Genomic DNA, 19,250 nt, shown 5'->3' with positions numbered 1-19,250 from the left:
TCAAACAAATCCATATGCTACGCTTCTCACAATGAAAAGTCAATTGATTTTTGTTACTGAAAAAGATAAAAAAATCACCATCTTTTTTTAATCAGACACTCATTTACAGTCCCCCGCTTCTTTTATCTTATCAAGAGAATCCAGATAACAAAAGGATTTGCATTCTCTAAACAAAAAAGCGAGAGCTAAAAGTCTATTTGACCTTTTGGCTCACGCTTAAAAACTTAGTTAATTATTCCCTTTTATTGTAACAAGTACGTATGATCGAAGGTAATTTCCACTTTATAACGACCAATTTTTTCATAAACTTGCCGTTGAATTTCCACACCCAGTTCAAATTCAGATAATTTTGATTCTGTAGGCAAAACCAAGTCGAACAAAATCTTCGGCTCTTCGCCATGGGTAACTAAGCGGATATCATGAACTTTTAAAGACGCGTCAAAAGAACGAATAATCTTTTTGATTGTTTGATGAACAAATTGTTGTGTTGGGTCATATAAATTCACTGGATCAATATGACAAACAAGGTTAACATCCAATTCTTCTTTAAACTTCGCTTCAATCGCATCAATTGTCTGATGGGCTTTATTTAAATCCCAGCGATCATCAATTTCAATGTGAACAGACGCAAACGTTTGGCTGGGACCATAATTATGAATCAGTAAATCGTGATATCCTACAATTGTTTCCATTTTTGATAAGACATTTTTCATTTCATCAATTTCTGTTTGGCTCGGACGCATGCCCATCAACTCATTAATAAATTCGCTAATTAACTGCAAGCCACTATAAATAATATATGCAGCAATTAAAAAACCAATATATCCATCAATTCGCAAACCAGTGACGCCTTCAATAAATGCAGAAATCAAAACAGCTAATGTAGTATAAACATCATTAAAGCTATCCTTAGCAGAAGCAACTAATGCTTGAGAATCAATTTTTGCTGATACTTTTTTGTAAAACAGCCCTTGCCAAATTTTAATCCCAATTGATAAAGCTAAAACAGCAAATAAAATAGGTGTCACCTTGATTGATTCTGGATGCAGGATGCGATCCACGGAGGTCGTTAGAAACTCAAACCCAATAAACGTAATCACTAATGATACAAGCATTCCACTAATATATTCAAAACGTTCATGGCCATAGGGATGTTCTTTATCCGCTGGCTTACCAGCAATATAAAAACCGACTAATGTTAAAACTGAAGAAATAGTATCGGACAAGCTATTAATGGCATCTGCCATGATTGAAACACTACCTGAAAGCAAGCCAATCATAAATTTACTAACGAATAAAAATAAATTAGAAACAAGCCCAATCCGCCCGGCAAAAGCACCGAATGCTGTTCGTTTTTCCAATTTACGACGTTCAATTTTTTTCTCATATCGTTGAAGCAATGCTTGAATCATTTTACAACCCCTACCCACTTTTTATTTCTTAAAAAAATACTATAAAACCTTTTTATACATTTGTACACAAAAAACCTCACTTTCTGAGGGAGATTTTATTATTTAGCATTGCCAAAAAGTCAAAAGCAAGAGCCCCCAAAACTTCTTTGTTAGGGTTGCCTTGAAAATAAAGAAAAACAAAAAGCCGAAAACGCTAAAGACGTTTTCAGCTTTTTGTTTTTTAATGGAATAAATGGCTCTTTTGTGCTAAAGCCGCAAATTTTTTCGATCTGTGTTCTAGATGTGGATAAAGAATTGCACCGCCAATACTAAAGACGACTGAAATCCCCACCATAATCCAAATGGCAAACCAAGCATTTGGCCAGTAAATGCCTCCTGCTGATTCCCTTAGCAAGTTCACGGCATGCGTAAACGGCAAGAACGGATTAATCATTTGGAAGAATTTACCTGAGACTTGAATTGGGTAGTTCCCACCCCCACCAGAGATGGACAGTACCAAGATTATTATCGCAATTCCTTTCCCTACATTGCCAAAGAGAGCAACAAGCACATAAACCATTATCATAAACGTAATGGCAATCAATACCGCAAACCAGACGCTATACGCTGGATTACGAACATCTACGCCTAACGCAAAATAATTACCTAAGGTTACAATCAGTGCTTGACCAATCCCCATGACAATGAAGGTAAACATCCGTGCTGAAAATTGTTCCCGTTTAGAGAAGCGTTTTTTATCTTTTCCTTCAAGATAAACATCCGTTGTCGCAACACTTGAGAATAATACAGCACCAACCCATAAACACAAAGCTGTATAGAATGGCGTACTTGCCGAACCATTATTAGCAATCGGATAAACAGCATGTTCTTTGACTTCAACTGGTTGTGTAAAGAAGTCACTTTCTTTATTGGCATCTAATTTTAGTAATTTAAGAATTTCGCCTAAATCAACTTCTTTTTCACCTTTACGGATTGCATTCGCTGCTTTGTGTAATCCTGTTTTGATATTTGGCCAATCATTAATAATTAGCTCGTTGGCTTTGTCCAAGGCCGCTTCAACATCTGGCATTTTCTCATTGACTGTTTTCAAGGTATTCGTTAAATCTTTTCGGATACCTGGATAGTCATTTTGCATAAAGGCTGCCGCTTTGCTGACTTTATCTTGAATGACTGGTAAATCGTTTTTATACAAATCAGCACCACGATTAATGCCATTGACAATGGTTTCCATATTGCCATTCAACATCGTATTCGCATCATGAATTTCTTGTTTAATTGCCGGCATTTCGGCTTGATATTTTTCTAATAAAGAAATCGCATTAGTGACCGTTTGACTTGTTGAGCTCAATAAACCTTCAAAGTCAATTTGTTGCGCTTTGTTTAGTTGGCCTTGAGCGTTTTGGATGGTAGCAATTAATTTACTTGTAATGTTGCTAACAGTGTTGCTTACGTTATTGGCAGTTACACCTGAAAGAGACTTTGAAACTTCCTTAGAAACGATTTGGATTTCTTTAACTACGTTTTTTATATCCTCTACAGTTGTTGAATTTACATCAATTTCATCGATACGTTTTTGTAGCCCTGTAAGAACACTAATTAAATCTTTTAACCCTTGAATAGGTATTGCTAAATCATTATTTCCAGCAGCTTCTTGTAATTTTGTTAATGTATCAATTAATTGATTGGCCGCTACAATTTGATTGGTCAAACTTTCAGAAAAGCGATTTAAAATTTCACCTAATTGTTGTCTTTCTTCTGGTGTTAATTCACCGTCTGCGATTAATTGGTTAATTTGGCCAGCAATTGAATTTATATTTGAACTAATCGTTTGTAATGATTCAATTGTTACATTCACGCTATTCGTAATGCTTGGTAACGCCTCTTGCAATTTATTGGCGCCATCTAATGTGACATTCCCTAAATCATTGGCTTGATCACCTAGTTTACGAATATCTGGTAACGCCGTTTGGACTTGTTGAATGATTTCTAATCCTTGTTTTGCTTCTTGGATTCCTTCGCTCATTGTTTGTTCCACAGAGGCAAAGTCTTCATCAATCATAGCAATTTGTCGGCCAGCGTTTTGAATTTCTGGAATTTTTTCTTGTAACGTCAAAATAACACTAGCTTGTTCTTTGATGCTTGGCATTTTACCATTTAGCTCAACAATCTTCTCTCCTAAAGCATCAACTTCAGGTAAATATTTCATCGCATCGTTGGCTTTCGCTAATTTTTCTTTTAGCTCTGGCATCTTACCATGTAAGTCTGTGACTTGTTTTGCATACGTATCAATGGTTCCAATGTTGGCATCTGTATCTAAAATCATGCTCTTAACTTTTTGAATGCTGACCATGTTTTTATCAATATCATAGCCAATATCATTGAATGTTTTGATTAACGTACTACTTGCCGTTTTGATGAATTCTTCCGAAATTTGTGACTGAATGGAAGAAGCGCCTTTTGACGTAATTTTCGGCGCAATTGCATTAATTTTTTCGTTAATTGAGTATTCAATTTTAGGTTTATTGATATCACCAGAAGTAAAACTTAGCAAATCTTTGGAAAAATCTTTAGGTAAATAAATCCCGGCAAAATATTTTCCTGATTGGACCCCTTTGTCTAATTCCTTTTTCGAATCAACAAAACGCCAACCCAATTGCTTGTTTTTCTTCAAGTTTTTCAAGACTTCATCACCAATATTGACCGATTTATCTTGAAAAGTTGCTGTTTGGTCATCACTATAGACCGCTATTGGTAACTCTCCTGTATTTGAATACGGATCCCATAGTGCTTTAATGTTAAACCATGCATATAATGATGGAATAATCATTAAGGCAACAATCAAAAATGTTGCTACTGGGTTTTTAAAAATTCTTTTCCAATCTAAAATAAATAGTTCCCATGTATTTTTTATATGTTTCATAAAATCACCTGCTTTTTTTTGTGCCTGAATAACTTTAGCATAAAATACAAGAGAATAACAAACAAAAGCTTGAATGTTACGACACATTTTTAAAATGTCGTAAGTTCAAGCTAAGATTGTTTATTTCATATTTTTAGAAAATTCCGAAACGACTTGTTTAACTTCATCAATGGCTTCTGGTTTTAAATAAGCCAAAAGTTTTGGTGCTTTTGTCATCAAGTACATTTTATCTAATTTGCCTGTTTGTTGGCGTTCAAACATTTCTGCAAGTAGCGCTTGCATTTTTTCTTTTTTATCTTCTTTTGTTCGATCTAGTATGAACGTTAAGAATTGTTCTTGTCCTTCTTTCATTCCCTATCCCTCCTTACAAACAGATTCTTTTCTATTATAAAACTTCTTTTTTAGAAAGAATAGTCCTTTTTTTAGGATCTATGATTTTGTGTACAGACTTAGCATGTCTTTTTTGGCGGATAAAGGTAAGCCGAGTCCCTCTTTTAAATAGCCCTCTACCGAACCAAATTCTTTTTCAATCGCCTGTAAAGCGGTCGCTAAGTACTCTTTTTTCACATAAAGTAGCGTTTCTAATTGTTGAATTTCTGCTGGAGGCGTTCCATTTGCTTGATATTGCGCAATAATTTGCTCGTTAGCGGTTTTTCTTTGCTCATTCGTCTTTAAATAATCTTCTAAAATATAAGAATGTTCCACACCTAAAGCACTTAATATCAAGGCTGCGCCGATTCCTGTTCGATCTTTTCCTGCGAAACAATGAAATAAAATAGCTTCCTGTGGATAACTTAAAAAGTTTTCAAAAAATGTTTGGTAACCTTTGCGCCCCGAATTGGAAAGAACCATTTCTTTATAAGCCATGTCCATTGCTTCATCGGGTGAACCAACCGTTTTAAGCATTCCTTCTAATGAAGCAGTCTGCGCCTGAATATCGGCCAAAATATCTATATGTAGATAGTTGGTTCCTTGAATTGAATCATCTGGTCGTTCTTGCGTTTCCGCTGCACTTCTAAAATCATAGATTCGTTTAATTTGATAGTCCTCTACCAGTTTCTGTTGATCCGCTTGTGCAACATTGACGAGTTCACCACTCCGAAAAAAATGCCCTGTCTTGACAACTGTGCCTTGTTGCGTTGGAAATCCTCCAATATCTCTAAAGTTCACCACGCTGTTCATGTTCTATCGCTCCTTCATTTTAATTATTTTGTTATCATTTAAATACTTTGTTTTTTCTTTTTATTTCTTTTTCTCAACGATAATAAAAAACACCTCAAAAAACAATCTTTTTATCAGTTGTTTATTGCCATTTTATCATAGATACAGTATTCTTAAAAGAGAGGTGAGTAACGATGCTAAAACGAGATTTTTTAGAAAAGCCTTATGATTATATGAATGATATTTTATTGTTCCTATATAATAATAAAGGTCAAGCGACACGAAATGAATTAGTAGATTTTTTCAATATTAGTTTACCAACATTGAATGAGTATCTTTCTTTTTTAGAGCAATTTTTGAAAGAAGAGCAACTTCAAGAAAACCTCACCTTAACAGTATTAGGTGACACTCTATATCTAAATAAAGCGCCTACCTTTTCCATGAAAGCAATGATCATGTTGTTCTTAGATAAATCTATTAAGTTTCACATGGTCCAGCAACTCTTCCATAAAAATGAAATAAATGGCGGGTATTTCCAACAGAATTATGCCATTAGCTCTGCTACCTATTATCGAAAAATTGTTGAATTAAATGACTTACTTAATGAGTTTAATTTACGTATCAAACGAGGAAAACTTGTCGGCGAAGAAAAACAAATTCGCTTTTTCTTTTTTAATTTTTTCTGGTTTATCTTTGAAGAAAAAACAGATTTAGAAAAAGAACTGGCCAATCAATACCTAGGATTAATCGAGATATTACAAGAAATCCCCAGAATTACCTTTGACCATACAGAAATTCTCCAAATTAAACTTTGGATGAAAATTTCTTTTCGTCGCATGGTTTTAGAACCCCTGCCAACGATTAGTCCACATGATGTCCAACTCGATCGACCTTTATTTGAAGAAATTAATTTATCTATACATACATATATGAAAAGAATCGACCGTCCATATACAATCAACGAAGCCTATATGTTTTATGACTTTTTTTGTTCCATGCATAATTATTCTGCGAATGCTGCTTTCGCCTTTCGTTTAGCAAAACAACAACGAATTGAAAAAACGTATCTTAACGAAATGAACCGGGTCATTTTAACGTACCTTAAAGCACGTGGTTATTTATCCCATTACGTACTGCCTATTCGGCTACTTTATATTGAAAATTTACTTTTCCAATTACATGCGCAACTCTATTATTTTTCAGGATTTATTTTACCCTTTGATTATTGGACGATTCAGTCACTTTTGAAAGTCTTACGTCATCCTTTTAGTGAAAGTGAAGTTTACGAATTAGTGGAAATCGCTACAACGAACTTTGCCACAAAAGCCACTACTTCTAAGTACCAAAATCAATTTACTGAAATTAATTATACGCTTATTTTGAATCACATTGCTGAATTAAATGAAAAAAAAATAACCATTGGCGTTTATCACTCACTGAGCAGTGCTTATAGCGAGTTGGTAGCACAAAAAATACAACAGAGTATCGCTGGAAAATATCCGCTGAAAATTGAGCCTTACAACGCAGAAAACCATTATGATTTGCTTTTAATGAATACCAATAATGAACAGCTCGTTGCCCAGTATGACCATTACTATATTTTTTCAGATATTAGTAATCGTTACGATCTACAATCAATTGAAAAAATCATTCAATTGTTATTGGGCAAATAATCTCTAATAAAAAAGCTTAAGTGCCCTACTCTCAGATGGCTGACTTAAGCTTTTTATTTTACTTTCCCTATTTCCTTAAACGGCGCCATTTTAAATACCACGATTCCTTCAATCGCTTGTATCTCGACAAAGCCGAACGTACGACTATCACTTGAATGCGTACGATTGTCCCCTAAGACAAAGTAATGACCAGCTGGAATCTTCTGAAACAGGCGAAGTTGGGCTGCCGCTTCTTCTGATAAGTCAAAACGACTGGCATTCTCAGGTAATGCCTCATTATCACTTGCTATAGGTTCTTCCGAAAGATAAAGTTTTGTCTCGTTTACCCAAATTCGATCACCAGGAACCCCGATAATTCGCTTGACGTACGTACCTTTGCTAGCTAGCGGTGCTTTAAATGCAATCACATCGTACCTTGTTACTTGCTTCGTCCGTTGTACTAAGACTCGTTCCCCAGCGTTAAGTGTCGGCTTCATGGATTGCCCAGCAATTGGGTAGCTAGATGTCTTTAACACAAAAAAGAACACAAAAATAGCGAAAAGAATAGCTGGCATAAAAAATTTAACGACTTGGATGCGTTGTTTCTTTTGGTAGGCTTGCCGCTTTTTTTAATCTCTTCAGCGGTCATTTTTCTTTGCGGTCCTCTTATTGATTGATGGTTACCTGTTTGCTCAAGCAAATATTCCGTTGCTTTGTTAGTCTTTTGCTTTTTTAGCTGATATGTCTCAGGCAACTTTTGCTTCAAGAAGGCGCGCTTAATGTGGCGAATTGTTCGCATAACTGGCTTTATCCATTCTTCCATCGTTTTCTTAAAAGGAAAAGCTCCTTAAATAAACTTTTCCTTTCTTTACTCCTTTTTTCTATTTGACTAATTGCGTTCCTTTTTTAATATAGCTACTACGTAACTGGTTTTCCTTCATAAACTGATTCAATGGTTTCTGCGCATCTTGTGCCAGCTCCCAAATACTTTGATTTGCTTCTACAAGATATTCGCTCTTCTCTGTTACTATGTTTTTCCTGATAAGCGGTTGCCTTAGCGACTGCTCTTCCTTTGAGACAGCAGCAGCCTGTAATCTTTCTGCGGAGCTACTTAATGTAACAGCTAAAAAAAGGACCCCAAGACAATGTAGTTTCCTTGCTCCCATTAACTTTTTACTGACCATTTTATTAATAATTATCTTGTTCAAGACGTGTCAGTTTAGTTAAACGTTCCTCTAATTCGCGATAAATCTCAAGTACTTCTACTTTTGATGCTTCGACTTCATTCGAAATACTTTTCGCTCGGTTACCAATATTTAACATTTCTAATTCTGCGGAATTGATTAGGTGTTTTGCTTCTACTTTCGCTTCATTAACAATACGATTAGCTTCTTTTTTGGCAGAAACCATCACTTCGCCAATTTCTTGTTGCGATTTTAAAGCCTCTTCTTGTAATTGCTGATTTTTCATTAATAAATCGTTAATTTGCTGTTTTGCGCGTAGCAGTTCTGTTAACTGCTCACTACTCGGTTCAATATTTTTTGAAACGGCTTGTAGTGTCTTCAATTCTTTTTGAACTTGTTCTAAATTGTCTTCTTTGGCCTCTACTTCTTTTCTTAGAGCAGCTAATTCCCCTTCGTAAACTTGCTTTTCAGCAAGATGTTTGTCATTAACACCTTGTAGTCGACCTAGTTTTACTTCTGCTTCATTTTTTTGTTGTAAACTATTTTGAAGCTCATTCTTTAACTCCTCCATGCGTTGTTGCACAATCACTTCTTGTTGGGCAGCCTCTTGTAAGGTTTGTTTTTCGGCTTCTACTTTTTGTAATTGTACAGTTAGTTTTTCAATTTGTTCCTGCAATGCTTGTTGAGTCATTGTGCTTTCTTCTAATTCTGTCGTTAACGTTTCTACTTGCTTTTCCATTCCTGTAATATCCCCTTTTTTCTCCAACTTTCCTTTTTCTTCTGCTAACTGGTTGTGTAATGTCTGGATATGTTGTTGCTGTTCAGCCGATTCTTTTTCTAATTCTGCCACTTGCTGCGTTAATTCACTTTCTAAACGTTCCATTTGATTATGTACAGTGGTTAATTGTTTTTCTGCATTTTGCAGATTTGTTTGAAGAGTAGTAGCCTCTGTCGTGGTTTCACTGTTTGTTTCCAGTTGCTCTTCCAATTCAAAAATTTCATGTTCTTTTTGATTTAGTGTTTCAAGTAATGCCTGATTTTTTTCTTCTAATGCTTGTTTTTCCGTTTCTTGTTGGTTCTTTAATTGCTCATTTTCTTCTTGAAGTTTTTTAAAGGCTGTTTCTTTTTTCTGATAGTAGGCGAGCCTTTCTCTTAACGTCGCCATTTCTTTTTCCTGTTGTTCTGGTTTGATTCCGCTAATTATTTTTTCTGGTTCGAATCCTGGCTGAAAAAAGACTTCTTTTTCAAGCGTATCATCCGAAATATCTTTAATTTTTTTGATTAAACGTCTTTTTGTCATATATATGTCCTTTCTCTCGTCCTTTTAACTAATCACGACAGGCTCCAAATTTGTTTCAAGCGTCTCACGAGCATACGTATCAATGGATTTGACAAGGGTTTGCTCTTGATCTCGATAAGTAAAATTAAAATCAATCATGGTGATTTCTTTGACTGAATTCAACGCTGCAATAAGTGCTACAATATTGTCTTGGCCTGTTTGAAATTCATGGTAACTTAAGCCAACTGAAAAAACAGACAGTGTCAAGGTTTGTGTTTTTTCACTTCTAATCATTGTGATACTCGTCTCTCCGAGGTAAGGACGCCATTCACGCGCTAATTGTAATTCATAATTAGTCAAGACAGCGGCCGATTCTGCCGAAACAGCTTGCTTCCAGGAAAACTGATTTAAGGCTGTTTTTTTAATCGCTTGTTTTTTTATTTTGTCACCTTGAGTAGCTTGGCCTTGTGCCAAACGCTCGATCCGTTGTTCCATGCGGATATCTCGTTGATTTAATTGATAATATGTATAAACAATTCCTAACAATAATACGCTAAGTAGACAAACACTAAACAATAAATAAATCATTAAACGACTATTTTTCTGATACTTATAGAAATTTATTTTCCTCTTTAATGTCCGGTCCTCTGAATCCAGTTTTTCGACAAGTAATCGCAAATACAATTGATAACTTACAAATAAAAATAAGCAACTACTCATTAAAAGTACAACAATCATCATACAAATATAATCTCCTTTATGTCATCGCTCGACAATCAAAACTTGTAAAATCACCTGTTACGCTCTTTAAAAACTCTATATAGTATTGATTGTAACATTCCGTTTGAGCCTTGCCAACAACTTTATTTAAAATACAATGATAAAATTTTATATTTTATATTTATATTTTAATTTTTTAAATATAAAACAAAAAAACAAGAGAGATGCCACTTGGCTATCCCTCTCGCTTTTACTCAAACTATGTTTAGCAAACCAAATTCAATCAGTTGCTTTTTCAAAAATCCAATTCGTCTTTGTTGATTTCATAGTAGCTATCGTTCTTTATGTAGCTGAATTTGCTTTTGCTGGGGCTGAATCGCTACTAAGTCCAACACTGATGCCTAAGGCACGATCAACTTCTTCCATAATATCAAGTCTCAAATGACAAACTTTTTCTTTCAAGCGGCCCTTATCAATTGTTCGAATCTGCTCTAAAAGAATCACTGAATCTTTTTCAATGCCTGTTTCATCAGAATTAATCCCGATATGTGTTGGCAATTTTGGCTTTGCCATTTTGGCTGTGATCGCCGCAACGATAATCGTTGGGCTAAAATGATTACCTAAGTTATTTTGGACAACAAGGACAGGTCTGACGCCACCTTGTTCCGAGCCCACTACTGGGGAAAGGTCTGCAAAATAAATATCTCCGCGTTTGACCATAGTGGAACCTCCTATCTAGTTATATTCTCTGGGGATTCTTTGTGAGAAAGTACATGCAACTTCATAATGAATGGTTTCTAATTTTTCGGCTACCATTTGTAACGTATTTTCTTCATTGCCATCTTTTCCAACTAATGTAACGACTGAGCCGACAGGAACTTCTTCTGCTAAACGAATCATACATTGATCCATACACACTCGTCCGACGATTTCGCAACGCTTACCATTCACGAGCACTGTAAATCCTTGGAGATGACGCAACCAGCCATCTGCATAGCCGATTGGCACTGTCCCAATCCATTCTTCAGCTTCAGTTACGTAGGTTTCGCCATAGCCAATCCCTTCACCAGCCGCTAAGCGTTTTACATGGATAAGTTCACTGGTCAAACGTAAGGCCGGCTTTAACCCATAGCTTGGGGCAAGCTTATTACCTGAAGGGTTCAATCCATACATGGCTACCCCATAGCGAATCATGTTTCCTGGCACATCAGGATGCCATAACGCTGTCGCACTATTGCTAACATGGACATACCGAGGTAACTCTTCTAAAACTGCTAGAACAGCCTTAAAACGCCCTGATTGTTTTTCAAAATAGCTTGTATCGATTTCATCAGCTGTTGAAAAATGAGTAAAAATCCCTTCCCATAAAAATTCTTTGTGGGATTGAACAAACCGCACTGCTTGCTTAGTCTCTTCCGGGGTTAAAAAGCCAATCCGTCCCATGCCAGTATCGACTTTTAAGTGAACACGTAATGGCGTGTTACTCTCAGGCGTTAGTTGTTGAAGAGCAGCTTCTAACCATTCTTGTGTAGCTACCGTTACAGACAAATCATATTGAATCAATAAAGGCACATAAGCTAAGTCTACCACACTCAAAATTAAAATGGGGTCCTGAACACCTGCTTCTCTCAATTCAATTGCTTCATCCAATAAGGCGACACAAAAACCTGTCGCGCCACCTTTTTTCGCCGCTTTGGCGGATTCTACGGCGCCATGCCCATAGCCGTTCGCTTTTACAACCGCAAATAAAGCGGTTCCTTCTGGCAAACGTTGACATTCCTTTTGGACATTTTCAGTAATTGCTTGCGTATCGATATGTAACCGTGTAGGACGATGCCATCCAACGACCATTGTACATCCTTCTTTCTTCGTTGCTTCTATTATTCGCTTTCTAAAACAATTTGTGCAATCGCCATAGTTTCTGTGTGCGTAATCGAGACAAACACTTTACCATTATGGGGCGAGTTTGCTACGTATGGTGCACCTGTTTTTTCAGTCAGCACCTCAATATCTTGTAAACCAACCTTGCCAATCCCTGTGCCCCATGCTTTAGAAAACGCTTCTTTACAAGCAAAACGACCAGCTAAAAATTCTATTTGACGTTTTGTAGATAACTTTTCAAAAAGGGTCAATTCGTTAGGTGTTAAAACCCGTTGAATAAACGATCCTTGTTTTTCAACAATCGGTTTTATCCGACTTAATTCTACTGCGTCAATACCAATTCCCTTTATCATTTTCCGCCTTACTTCCTATTTAATATAGTTACTCCGAATTACCTTTCATTTTAACAAAATTTCAAAATTTTTCCACTGATTCGCTAAAAAAATAAATAATGTTTTACAAGATCCTCACACAAATTGAAGTACCATACGTTTTCTTCCTATTTACATTTTTATAAAATTTTTCTGAATTTTTATAAAAGTAAGACAACAACTAAGAAGTATCGGAAAAAAATCAGGAAACTAAGCGGATGTTCTGATATTTTATAGCAAATTTTGGCTACTTATGGGAGAATAAAAAGAAAAAGGAGAAAAATGTATGACTTTAACTTCTCGGCAAAAAAAGTTACTTCGTTGCGCCCTGTTTATTTTTACTTTGTTGCTCTACATATTTCCAATCTTCTTTAAAAATCCCAGCCTATTTTTTCTCTTGCAACTGGTTTGGATTCTAACCATTCATTTGCTACAACAAAAACTGAAGCTTTTCAATCTAACTTCCCCGTTGAAAACTTGGATAATTTTGGCGTTTTTCTTTTTCTATATCATTTTGATGCCTTTTTTACTTTTTTTAAGTTTTTCTATTTAACGATTATCTACCAAAAAAGAGCGAGTGTTCCGTTCATAGACGGAACACTCGCTCTTTTGATTATTTGGCGTTTTCGCGAATGACGAAACCACGTTTTTTATCGTTATGACGTTTGCCGCCACGTTGATCTTTATTTTTGCGGTCGCTATTTTTGTAATTACGGTCGCCATCTTTATGGTTTTTGTTGCCACGATAGCTGCCACCTTTACCATTGCCACCACGGTTGCGATTACGGTTGTTCCCACCGCCACCACCACGGCCATTTTTGTTAAAGCCTTTTTTATTTGAAGGCAATGGTCGTTCTGGGGTAATTTTTACAGGAACCGCATCTGCTGGATCTTTCGCTACTGTTTTTAATAATAACGCAGCTAAGTCTGTCGCTGAATATTTTTCTAATAACGCTTCAGCAGATTCTAGATATTTGTCTAAACCATTTTCTTCTAGATCACTTTCGATGGTTTCAACAGCTGCACTTAATTGTCCTTTAAATGCTTCTTTTTCGGTTGGTGGACGTAATGGTGTCATCCGTTTTTTCGTTAAGTTTTCGATGACATGTAAGTAACCCATTTCGTTTGGTGTTACAAACGTCACAGACATACCGCCTTTACCAGCACGACCTGTCCGACCAATACGGTGAACATAACTTTCTGGATCTTGTGGAATATCGTAGTTATAGACATGAGTGACACCTGAAATATCTAACCCACGTGCTGCTACATCTGTTGCCACTAAGATATCTAAGTTACCATTTTTGAATGAACGTAAAACGCTCATCCGTTTTTGTTGTGATAGGTCGCCATGGATGCCTTCTGCTTTGTAACCACGCGCTTCTAACCCGCGGGCAAGTTCATCAACACGGCGTTTTGTCCGACCAAAGACAATGGTCAATTCTGGGGTTTGCACGTCTAGTAAACGTGTCATAATGTCAAATTTTTCAAAGTCTTTTGAACGTACATAATATTGATCAATTAAATCAGCCGTCATTTCTTTGGCTTTAATCTTCACATGTTCTGGTTGTTTCATGAATTTCACGCCAATATTCTTGATTGCTGGCGGCATAGTTGCTGAAAATAGAAGTGTTTGACGTTGTTCTGGCACTTGTGAGATGATTTTTTCAATGTCTTCCAAGAAGCCCATGTTTAACATTTCATCTGCTTCGTCTAAAACTAATGTTTCAACAGTTTCTAATTTCAAGGTACGACGGTTAATATGGTCTAGTAAACGTCCTGGTGTACCTACAACGATATGTGGACGATCTTTTAGTCCACGGATTTGGCGACCGATATCAGCCCCACCGTAAACGGCTTGGACGCGAATCTTTTTATCGCGGCCTAAACGGAATAACTCTTCTTGTGTTTGGATAGCCAACTCACGGGTTGGTGCAATGACTAATCCTTGAATAACGCGGTTGTCTGCGTCAATTTTGTTAAGCATTGGTAAGCCAAAAGCAGCGGTTTTCCCTGTTCCTGTTTGTGCTTGTCCGATTACGTCTTTTCCTGCTAACGCTAACGGAATTGTTTCTGATTGAATAGGGGTTGCTTCCTCGAAGCCTGCGCGTTCTACCGCTGATAATAATTCTGGCGCTAAACCAAGTTCTTTAAATTTCAAATGATATCCTCCTAGATTTTGTTTCGGAAAGAACGATTTCTTCCTAGTTTCAGGTGTCTTCACTTTCAGTTGTTAAAAAGAAATCCATTATAGTGTGCCAACTATTTCTTCTTTCCTGATTTCACCGAAAAATTCACCTTATGGCATTAGAAAAGCCAAACGTGGTCGTTCAGCTTCACATTTATTATTAAACATAGAAATAGATCTATTTTATTTACTACGATTCAATTTTTCTCGTCATCTTCCGGCAATAGGTCATTCTATCATAGAATCCTATTTTCAGCAAGTTTTATGAAACTTATTTACTTTTCCAAAAGTGCATCGATGACTTCACGAAGTCCCATCCCGTTACTTCCCTTTAAAACCACCATATCTTCTGGCTGTAAGACTTTTTTGACAGCTTCAATCAACTCATTTTTTTCTTCTTTTTTAAAAGAATGAATGTTAGCTGGTGCATAGGTTTCTTGCAATTTATCAGCTAAATAAGCCATTTCAGAACCATATAAAAAGACTTCTTCAATCGCATCTGGGGCTAAATGCTGCGCCATTTCTTGATGCATGGCAGCAGAATCAGGACCTAATTCCAGCATGTCTCCTAAAACAGCAATTCGTTTTCCTACTTTGGACATTTTGCTAAAACTGTCCAGAACAAGACCCATAGCTGTCGGATTGGCATTGTACACATCACTTAAAATTTCGGCACCATTCGCTGCTTTCAGCCATTCTGTCCGATTCTTTGTTAGTTCCGCTGTAGCCAACCCTTTTTGAATCTCACTATCCGTTAATTGGAAATACCGACCAATGCCAATTGCGATTAATGCATTGGTGACATTATAGGTTCCTGGCACTGGAATCGTAAACGTCATTTGTGTATCACTGATTTTGAATGAGGTTTGCTCTTTGGCTTCATTTGTGACGATTCCTTGAAGTTGACTTTCCTGGCTAAAACCAAAAGTAATCACTTGTTGCGTGACTTTTTCCACCAATGGTTCTAGCAAAGGTTCATCGCTTGGCACAAATAAACTACCGTCTTTGGCTAAACCATCTACGATTTCCATTTTTGCTTGTGCAATGCCCGCTCGTGAGCCTAAATTTTCCACATGGGCTTCGCCAATCATTGTGATGGCGGCAACTTCTGGCTGAGCCAGATTGGAAAGGAAAGAAATTTCCTGAGCATGATCCATGCCCATTTCTAAAATCAGTTTTTCTGTTTCATCAGGCATGTGTAAAATAGTATAGGGTAAGCCAATTTGATTATTGTAATTGCCTTGCGTTTTGTAAGTCACAAACTTTTCAGATAACACAGCAGCAATTAAATCTTTAGTGGTGGTTTTTCCATTACTGCCAGTCACAGCGATGACATTCGGTTGCATTTTATTTAAATAATAGGTAGCTAATTTTTGCATAGCAACCAGTGGATCAGTAACATGCAAAACAGGCAATTGTTGCGGCGCATCGACTAAATCCTGTCCCCAAAAAGCGGCCTGACAGCCATTAGCCATGGCACTCTCAATAAAACGATGACCATCATTTTCACCTTGTAAAGGAACAAAGAGGTTTCCTTTCACAATTTTACGACTATCAAATTCAATGCCTGTTAAAGGAAAATCAGGCCATTGTTGCCAATCATTACTGGCTTCAACCGCTTGCGCTACTTCCCAGAAGGTTAATTTCATTATTTTTTGCTCCTCTGACACAGGGACTGGGACATGCCAAAGTCTTGTCATGTCCCAGTCTTGTGTGATTTTTTCTTCTTAGTTATTATAAAATTCTTGGCGTTGTTTAAAACGATTCAAAGCTAACTGAATCAGTTCCTCAATTAAATCACTGTATTTCAAGCCCATATTTTCCCACAGTAAAGGATACATACTAAAGTCAGTAAAACCAGGCATGGTGTTCAATTCATTCAGGAATAATTCGTTTTTGCTTGTTAAGAAGAAATCACAGCGACTTAAGCCACTTCCATCTAACATAATATACGCTTTTTTAGCGTATTCTTGCGCTTGATGAGCTACTTCTTCTGGAACATGCGCTGGGATTTGCATTTCAATCGTGTTATTGATGTATTTTGCATCATAATCATAGAAAGCGACATCTTTCACCACTTCACCAGGTAAAGTCGTACGGACATCTTCATTTCCTAAAATGGCTACTTCAATTTCACGTGCTTCAATCCCTTGTTCAACAATTGCTCGGGCATCATAACGGAAAGCTTCTTCCAATGCTTCTTGCAATTCTTCACGATTTTCCGCTTTGCTAATTCCGACACTAGAACCCATATTGGCAGGTTTAACAAAGACCGGATAGATTAAAGAACCTTCACATTTTTCAAAGACTTCTTTTGGATTTCCTTTCCAGTCACTTCTTAAAACTGGCACGAATGGTACTTGTGGAATGCCAACAGTTTGTAAAAGATATTTCGTCATGATTTTGTCCATTGCGTTAGCACTAGCTAAGACACCTGCGCCCACATAAGGCATATTAATGGTTTCCATGAATCCTTGAATTGTTCCATCTTCACCATTTGGTCCATGTAAAACAGGGAAAACAATCGCTTCTTCTTCATAAATTTCCGAAGGACTGATTCGTTTTCCTGAAAATTCGCCTGTTTCTTCAGGTGTTTGTGCCCAAGTTAAATGTAAAACTTCTTTATTTTGTGGTCGTTCAGATAAGAGAGGGCCTTTTACCCATTGACCGTCTTTACTAATAAAGACTAACTGTACTTGATAATATTTATAATAGATTGCATTTAAAACGGAATATGCAGACAAAACAGACACATCGTGCTCTTCACTTCTGCCGCCATACAACAAAATAATCTTCAAATGCTTGTCCTCCTAGTTTCTTTCCTGTCTTTTAGAAAAAATTATTTTTCAAATTATCCTTACTTATTTTAGCATAAAACCCAGTTTCATAATAGAAGCAAATTTAGTGAAGGAAAAATTTTTTGCTTGCCTTTTTCTTACTAAAGACTCCGTTCCACCAGCTCAATAAGGGCTTGTTTAAACGTTATTCTATCTTTGTCTGTAAAAGGTTTAGGTCCTTTCGTTCGGCCACCTTTTCGCCGAATTTGGCCACTAAAATAGCGTTGTTCTAACAATCTATCAATATTTTCTTTCGTATATTGATAACCCAGTTGATGTAAAACCGACACTCCTTTTGGCAAAACCAAGGAAGCTAAGCCATAATCTTGTGTAATTAAAAGATCCCCTTTTTTTATTAACTGCACAATTTTAAAATCAGCAGCATCCGCTCCTTTATCAACATACACAAAAGAGACATTTTCTGGATAATCTTTTAAGGAATAATGATCTACACTAGTAACAATCACCACATCCAAAGCTTTCTCTACAGCGACTTCAATAACCGTCTCTTTCACAGGTGAACCATCGCCATCGACAAAAATTTTCATTCATTTCCCTCGATTCTTCCTTGCTCTAACCATTTGGGATGACGTTGAAAGTAGTGTTGTAATTCGTCAAAAACGACTTCTTTAACCACTTCATATAACTCTGTATTTCTTAAAATGGTTTTCGTTGCATCAGTGTAGCGGGGCTTTGGTATCGTAATGGCTAAAACAAAATCAAATTCTGCTAAAAAACTATCTGCTGTCACAGATAATGAATAATGTTGCTCCTCTAAAAATTGATTAAAGGCGGCCACTACACCATCAAGAAAGCCCTCATAGTGGGTTCCACCAAGACTGGGATAATGCCCATTAACAAATGTTTTTTGCACTTGCGGCGCATGATTTTTACTCAAAATAAATTGAACAAGGGCCAATTCTGTTTGCTTGGCTTGAATAATCGGTGCAGCTTTTCTAGTTAATGGGTTATCTTTTTCAAATAAATAATTACTTAAACCTTTAGGGTAATAACAAAGATTTTTTTGTTCCTCTTCTTGTGTTAAGAGAATCTTTAAGCCTGGATTCAACATGGCAATCTGTTGACATTGTTGTAAAACACGCATATAAGAAAGTGATTCTGTACCAAAAATTTGCGTATCTGGCCAAAACAAGACTTCAATTCGTTCCTGGGTTTCTTCAATAGGTAATAATAATCGTTTTTTCAATTGCCCTTGATGATAAATAAAAATAGTCCGCTGTTTTTCTTGATCGATACTGATTCCTACTTGTTTTGAGAAGGCTTGTAAAACAGATAAATACAGAAAAGGTGGTTCTAAATCGACTTGCTTTTGTTCAAAAACAAGCGGTCGTGTGGAAGATACCTGAAAAGAGATTTGTTGACGCGATAACTGTATAGCAATTTTCCCTTGATTCTTTTCAATGAAAAACTCTAATAAACCGTTAATTGTCTGAACAAGTAAATTTTCTAAGCCGACTAAGCCAGTCGTTCCAATGAACGCTTCTGGTCGTTTTTGAATCCGTTCAATAAATTCATCATTTTCTAAAACTGTTAAAAGATGTGCAACACTCATCCTGCTGCCTCCTTTGCAATCTGTTTCTTTTAATTATAATGAAAAAAAGACCAGAAGAAAAGCCACACACGA

At 36.5% G+C, this 19,250-nt stretch carries 17 protein-coding genes and 1 pseudogene; 2 read left to right on the top strand and 16 right to left on the bottom strand.

The genetic code is table 11. The features are described from left to right. Positions 1–242 precede the first annotated feature (242 nt). From IGJ20_RS03215 to IGJ20_RS03200, 4 genes are all read right to left on the bottom strand, one after another. Positions 243–1,412, bottom strand: a complete 1,170-nt coding sequence (locus IGJ20_RS03215) for a cation diffusion facilitator family transporter (protein WP_430605250.1) — start codon at positions 1,410–1,412, stop codon at positions 243–245. 220 nt (positions 1,413–1,632) lie between these two features. Beyond that, positions 1,633–4,332 carry a YhgE/Pip domain-containing protein gene (locus IGJ20_RS03210; RefSeq protein WP_080005023.1) on the bottom strand — a complete coding sequence of 900 codons (2,700 nt, stop codon included), beginning with the start codon at positions 4,330–4,332 and terminating at the stop codon, positions 1,633–1,635. A gap of 120 nt (positions 4,333–4,452) precedes the next feature. Continuing rightward, the gene (locus IGJ20_RS03205; RefSeq protein ID WP_002355737.1) at positions 4,453–4,683 is read right to left on the bottom strand and encodes a hypothetical protein; all 231 of its coding nucleotides are present in this window, start codon (positions 4,681–4,683) and stop codon (positions 4,453–4,455) included. Between the two features lie 78 nt (positions 4,684–4,761). Next, on the bottom strand, positions 4,762–5,514 hold the full coding sequence (locus tag IGJ20_RS03200; RefSeq protein ID WP_002355736.1) for a tyrosine-protein phosphatase: 753 nt from the start codon (positions 5,512–5,514) through the stop codon (positions 4,762–4,764). 173 nt (positions 5,515–5,687) lie between these two features. Between IGJ20_RS03200 and IGJ20_RS03195 the strand changes: the two genes are divergently transcribed. Next, positions 5,688–7,166: a helix-turn-helix domain-containing protein gene (locus IGJ20_RS03195; RefSeq protein WP_202522351.1), complete on the top strand. Its 1,479-nt coding sequence runs from the start codon at positions 5,688–5,690 to the stop codon at positions 7,164–7,166. A gap of 53 nt (positions 7,167–7,219) precedes the next feature. On the opposite strand, the pseudogene lepB reads toward IGJ20_RS03195, so the two are convergent. The 7 genes and pseudogenes from lepB to acpS all read right to left on the bottom strand — a co-directional run bounded on the left by lepB (position 7,220) and on the right by acpS (position 12,562). Beyond that, positions 7,220–7,968 (bottom strand): annotated as a pseudogene (lepB, locus tag IGJ20_RS03190) (signal peptidase I). Between the two features lie 58 nt (positions 7,969–8,026). Continuing rightward, on the bottom strand, positions 8,027–8,353 hold the full coding sequence (locus tag IGJ20_RS03185; RefSeq protein ID WP_025191881.1) for a hypothetical protein: 327 nt from the start codon (positions 8,351–8,353) through the stop codon (positions 8,027–8,029). Continuing rightward, the gene (locus IGJ20_RS03180) at positions 8,334–9,629 is read right to left on the bottom strand and encodes a hypothetical protein (RefSeq protein WP_014862144.1); all 1,296 of its coding nucleotides are present in this window, start codon (positions 9,627–9,629) and stop codon (positions 8,334–8,336) included. The genes IGJ20_RS03185 and IGJ20_RS03180 overlap by 20 nt, the downstream gene beginning before the upstream one ends. A 24-nt stretch (positions 9,630–9,653) precedes the next feature. Further along, positions 9,654–10,349, bottom strand: coding sequence for a hypothetical protein (locus IGJ20_RS03175; RefSeq protein ID WP_014862143.1), 696 nt, complete (start codon positions 10,347–10,349; stop codon positions 9,654–9,656). A gap of 321 nt (positions 10,350–10,670) precedes the next feature. Beyond that, positions 10,671–11,048 (bottom strand): type II toxin-antitoxin system PemK/MazF family toxin, encoded by a 378-nt coding sequence (locus tag IGJ20_RS03170; RefSeq protein ID WP_002355729.1) that lies wholly within the window; start codon positions 11,046–11,048, stop codon positions 10,671–10,673. Between the two features lie 15 nt (positions 11,049–11,063). Beyond that, entirely contained in the window at positions 11,064–12,179 is a 1,116-nt protein-coding gene (gene alr / locus IGJ20_RS03165) for an alanine racemase (RefSeq protein WP_002394309.1), read from the bottom strand. Positions 12,180–12,208: 29 nt separating this feature from the next. Continuing rightward, positions 12,209–12,562 carry a holo-ACP synthase gene (gene acpS / locus IGJ20_RS03160; protein WP_002379159.1) on the bottom strand — a complete coding sequence of 118 codons (354 nt, stop codon included), beginning with the start codon at positions 12,560–12,562 and terminating at the stop codon, positions 12,209–12,211. Between the two features lie 304 nt (positions 12,563–12,866). Between acpS and IGJ20_RS03155 the strand changes: the two genes are divergently transcribed. Next, complete coding sequence (locus IGJ20_RS03155) at positions 12,867–13,133, top strand: hypothetical protein (RefSeq protein WP_002379158.1); 267 nt, start codon at positions 12,867–12,869, stop codon at positions 13,131–13,133. Between the two features lie 60 nt (positions 13,134–13,193). On the opposite strand, the gene cshA is transcribed toward IGJ20_RS03155, so the two are convergent. The 5 genes from cshA to IGJ20_RS03130 all read right to left on the bottom strand — a co-directional run bounded on the left by cshA (position 13,194) and on the right by IGJ20_RS03130 (position 19,178). Then, positions 13,194–14,741, bottom strand: coding sequence for a degradosome RNA helicase CshA (gene cshA / locus IGJ20_RS03150; protein ID WP_002355724.1), 1,548 nt, complete (start codon positions 14,739–14,741; stop codon positions 13,194–13,196). 302 nt (positions 14,742–15,043) lie between these two features. Next, positions 15,044–16,417 (bottom strand): UDP-N-acetylmuramoyl-tripeptide--D-alanyl-D-alanine ligase, encoded by a 1,374-nt coding sequence (locus IGJ20_RS03145; protein ID WP_023895574.1) that lies wholly within the window; start codon positions 16,415–16,417, stop codon positions 15,044–15,046. A 78-nt stretch (positions 16,418–16,495) separates the two neighbouring features. Then, positions 16,496–17,566, bottom strand: a complete 1,071-nt coding sequence (locus IGJ20_RS03140; RefSeq protein WP_002355721.1) for a D-alanine--D-alanine ligase — start codon at positions 17,564–17,566, stop codon at positions 16,496–16,498. Positions 17,567–17,706: 140 nt separating this feature from the next. After that, the gene (locus IGJ20_RS03135) at positions 17,707–18,153 is read right to left on the bottom strand and encodes a YaiI/YqxD family protein (protein ID WP_014862141.1); all 447 of its coding nucleotides are present in this window, start codon (positions 18,151–18,153) and stop codon (positions 17,707–17,709) included. Beyond that, positions 18,150–19,178, bottom strand: a complete 1,029-nt coding sequence (locus IGJ20_RS03130; protein WP_002363239.1) for a hypothetical protein — start codon at positions 19,176–19,178, stop codon at positions 18,150–18,152. The genes IGJ20_RS03135 and IGJ20_RS03130 overlap by 4 nt, the downstream gene beginning before the upstream one ends. Positions 19,179–19,250: the final 72 nt, after the last annotated feature.

It is taken from the genome of Enterococcus sp. DIV0294 (assembly GCF_050558155.1).
Classification (GTDB): domain Bacteria; phylum Bacillota; class Bacilli; order Lactobacillales; family Enterococcaceae; genus Enterococcus; species Enterococcus faecalis.
Note: the sequence above shows the minus strand (reverse complement) of the source record. Positions and strands in the feature narration are given on the sequence as shown.

Bases quoted from the DNA above. Each gene is read 5' to 3' on its own strand.
- IGJ20_RS03170 (WP_002355729.1), bottom strand. From the start codon at position 11,048: ATGGTCAAACGCGGAGATATTTATTTTGCAGACCTTTCCCCAGTAGTG.
- IGJ20_RS03200 (WP_002355736.1), bottom strand. From the start codon at position 5,514: ATGAACAGCGTGGTGAACTTTAGAGATATTGGAGGATTTCCAACGCAA.
- IGJ20_RS03145 (WP_023895574.1), bottom strand. From the start codon at position 16,417: ATGAAATTAACCTTCTGGGAAGTAGCGCAAGCGGTTGAAGCCAGTAAT.
- IGJ20_RS03195 (WP_202522351.1), top strand. From the start codon at position 5,688: ATGCTAAAACGAGATTTTTTAGAAAAGCCTTATGATTATATGAATGAT.
- IGJ20_RS03215 (WP_430605250.1), bottom strand. From the start codon at position 1,412: ATGATTCAAGCATTGCTTCAACGATATGAGAAAAAAATTGAACGTCGT.
- IGJ20_RS03155 (WP_002379158.1), top strand. From the start codon at position 12,867: ATGACTTTAACTTCTCGGCAAAAAAAGTTACTTCGTTGCGCCCTGTTT.
- acpS (WP_002379159.1), bottom strand. From the start codon at position 12,562: ATGATAAAGGGAATTGGTATTGACGCAGTAGAATTAAGTCGGATAAAA.
- IGJ20_RS03135 (WP_014862141.1), bottom strand. From the start codon at position 18,153: ATGAAAATTTTTGTCGATGGCGATGGTTCACCTGTGAAAGAGACGGTT.
- alr (WP_002394309.1), bottom strand. From the start codon at position 12,179: ATGGTCGTTGGATGGCATCGTCCTACACGGTTACATATCGATACGCAA.
- IGJ20_RS03130 (WP_002363239.1), bottom strand. From the start codon at position 19,178: ATGAGTGTTGCACATCTTTTAACAGTTTTAGAAAATGATGAATTTATT.
- IGJ20_RS03210 (WP_080005023.1), bottom strand. From the start codon at position 4,332: ATGAAACATATAAAAAATACATGGGAACTATTTATTTTAGATTGGAAA.
- IGJ20_RS03175 (WP_014862143.1), bottom strand. From the start codon at position 10,349: ATGATGATTGTTGTACTTTTAATGAGTAGTTGCTTATTTTTATTTGTA.
- IGJ20_RS03180 (WP_014862144.1), bottom strand. From the start codon at position 9,629: ATGACAAAAAGACGTTTAATCAAAAAAATTAAAGATATTTCGGATGAT.
- IGJ20_RS03205 (WP_002355737.1), bottom strand. From the start codon at position 4,683: ATGAAAGAAGGACAAGAACAATTCTTAACGTTCATACTAGATCGAACA.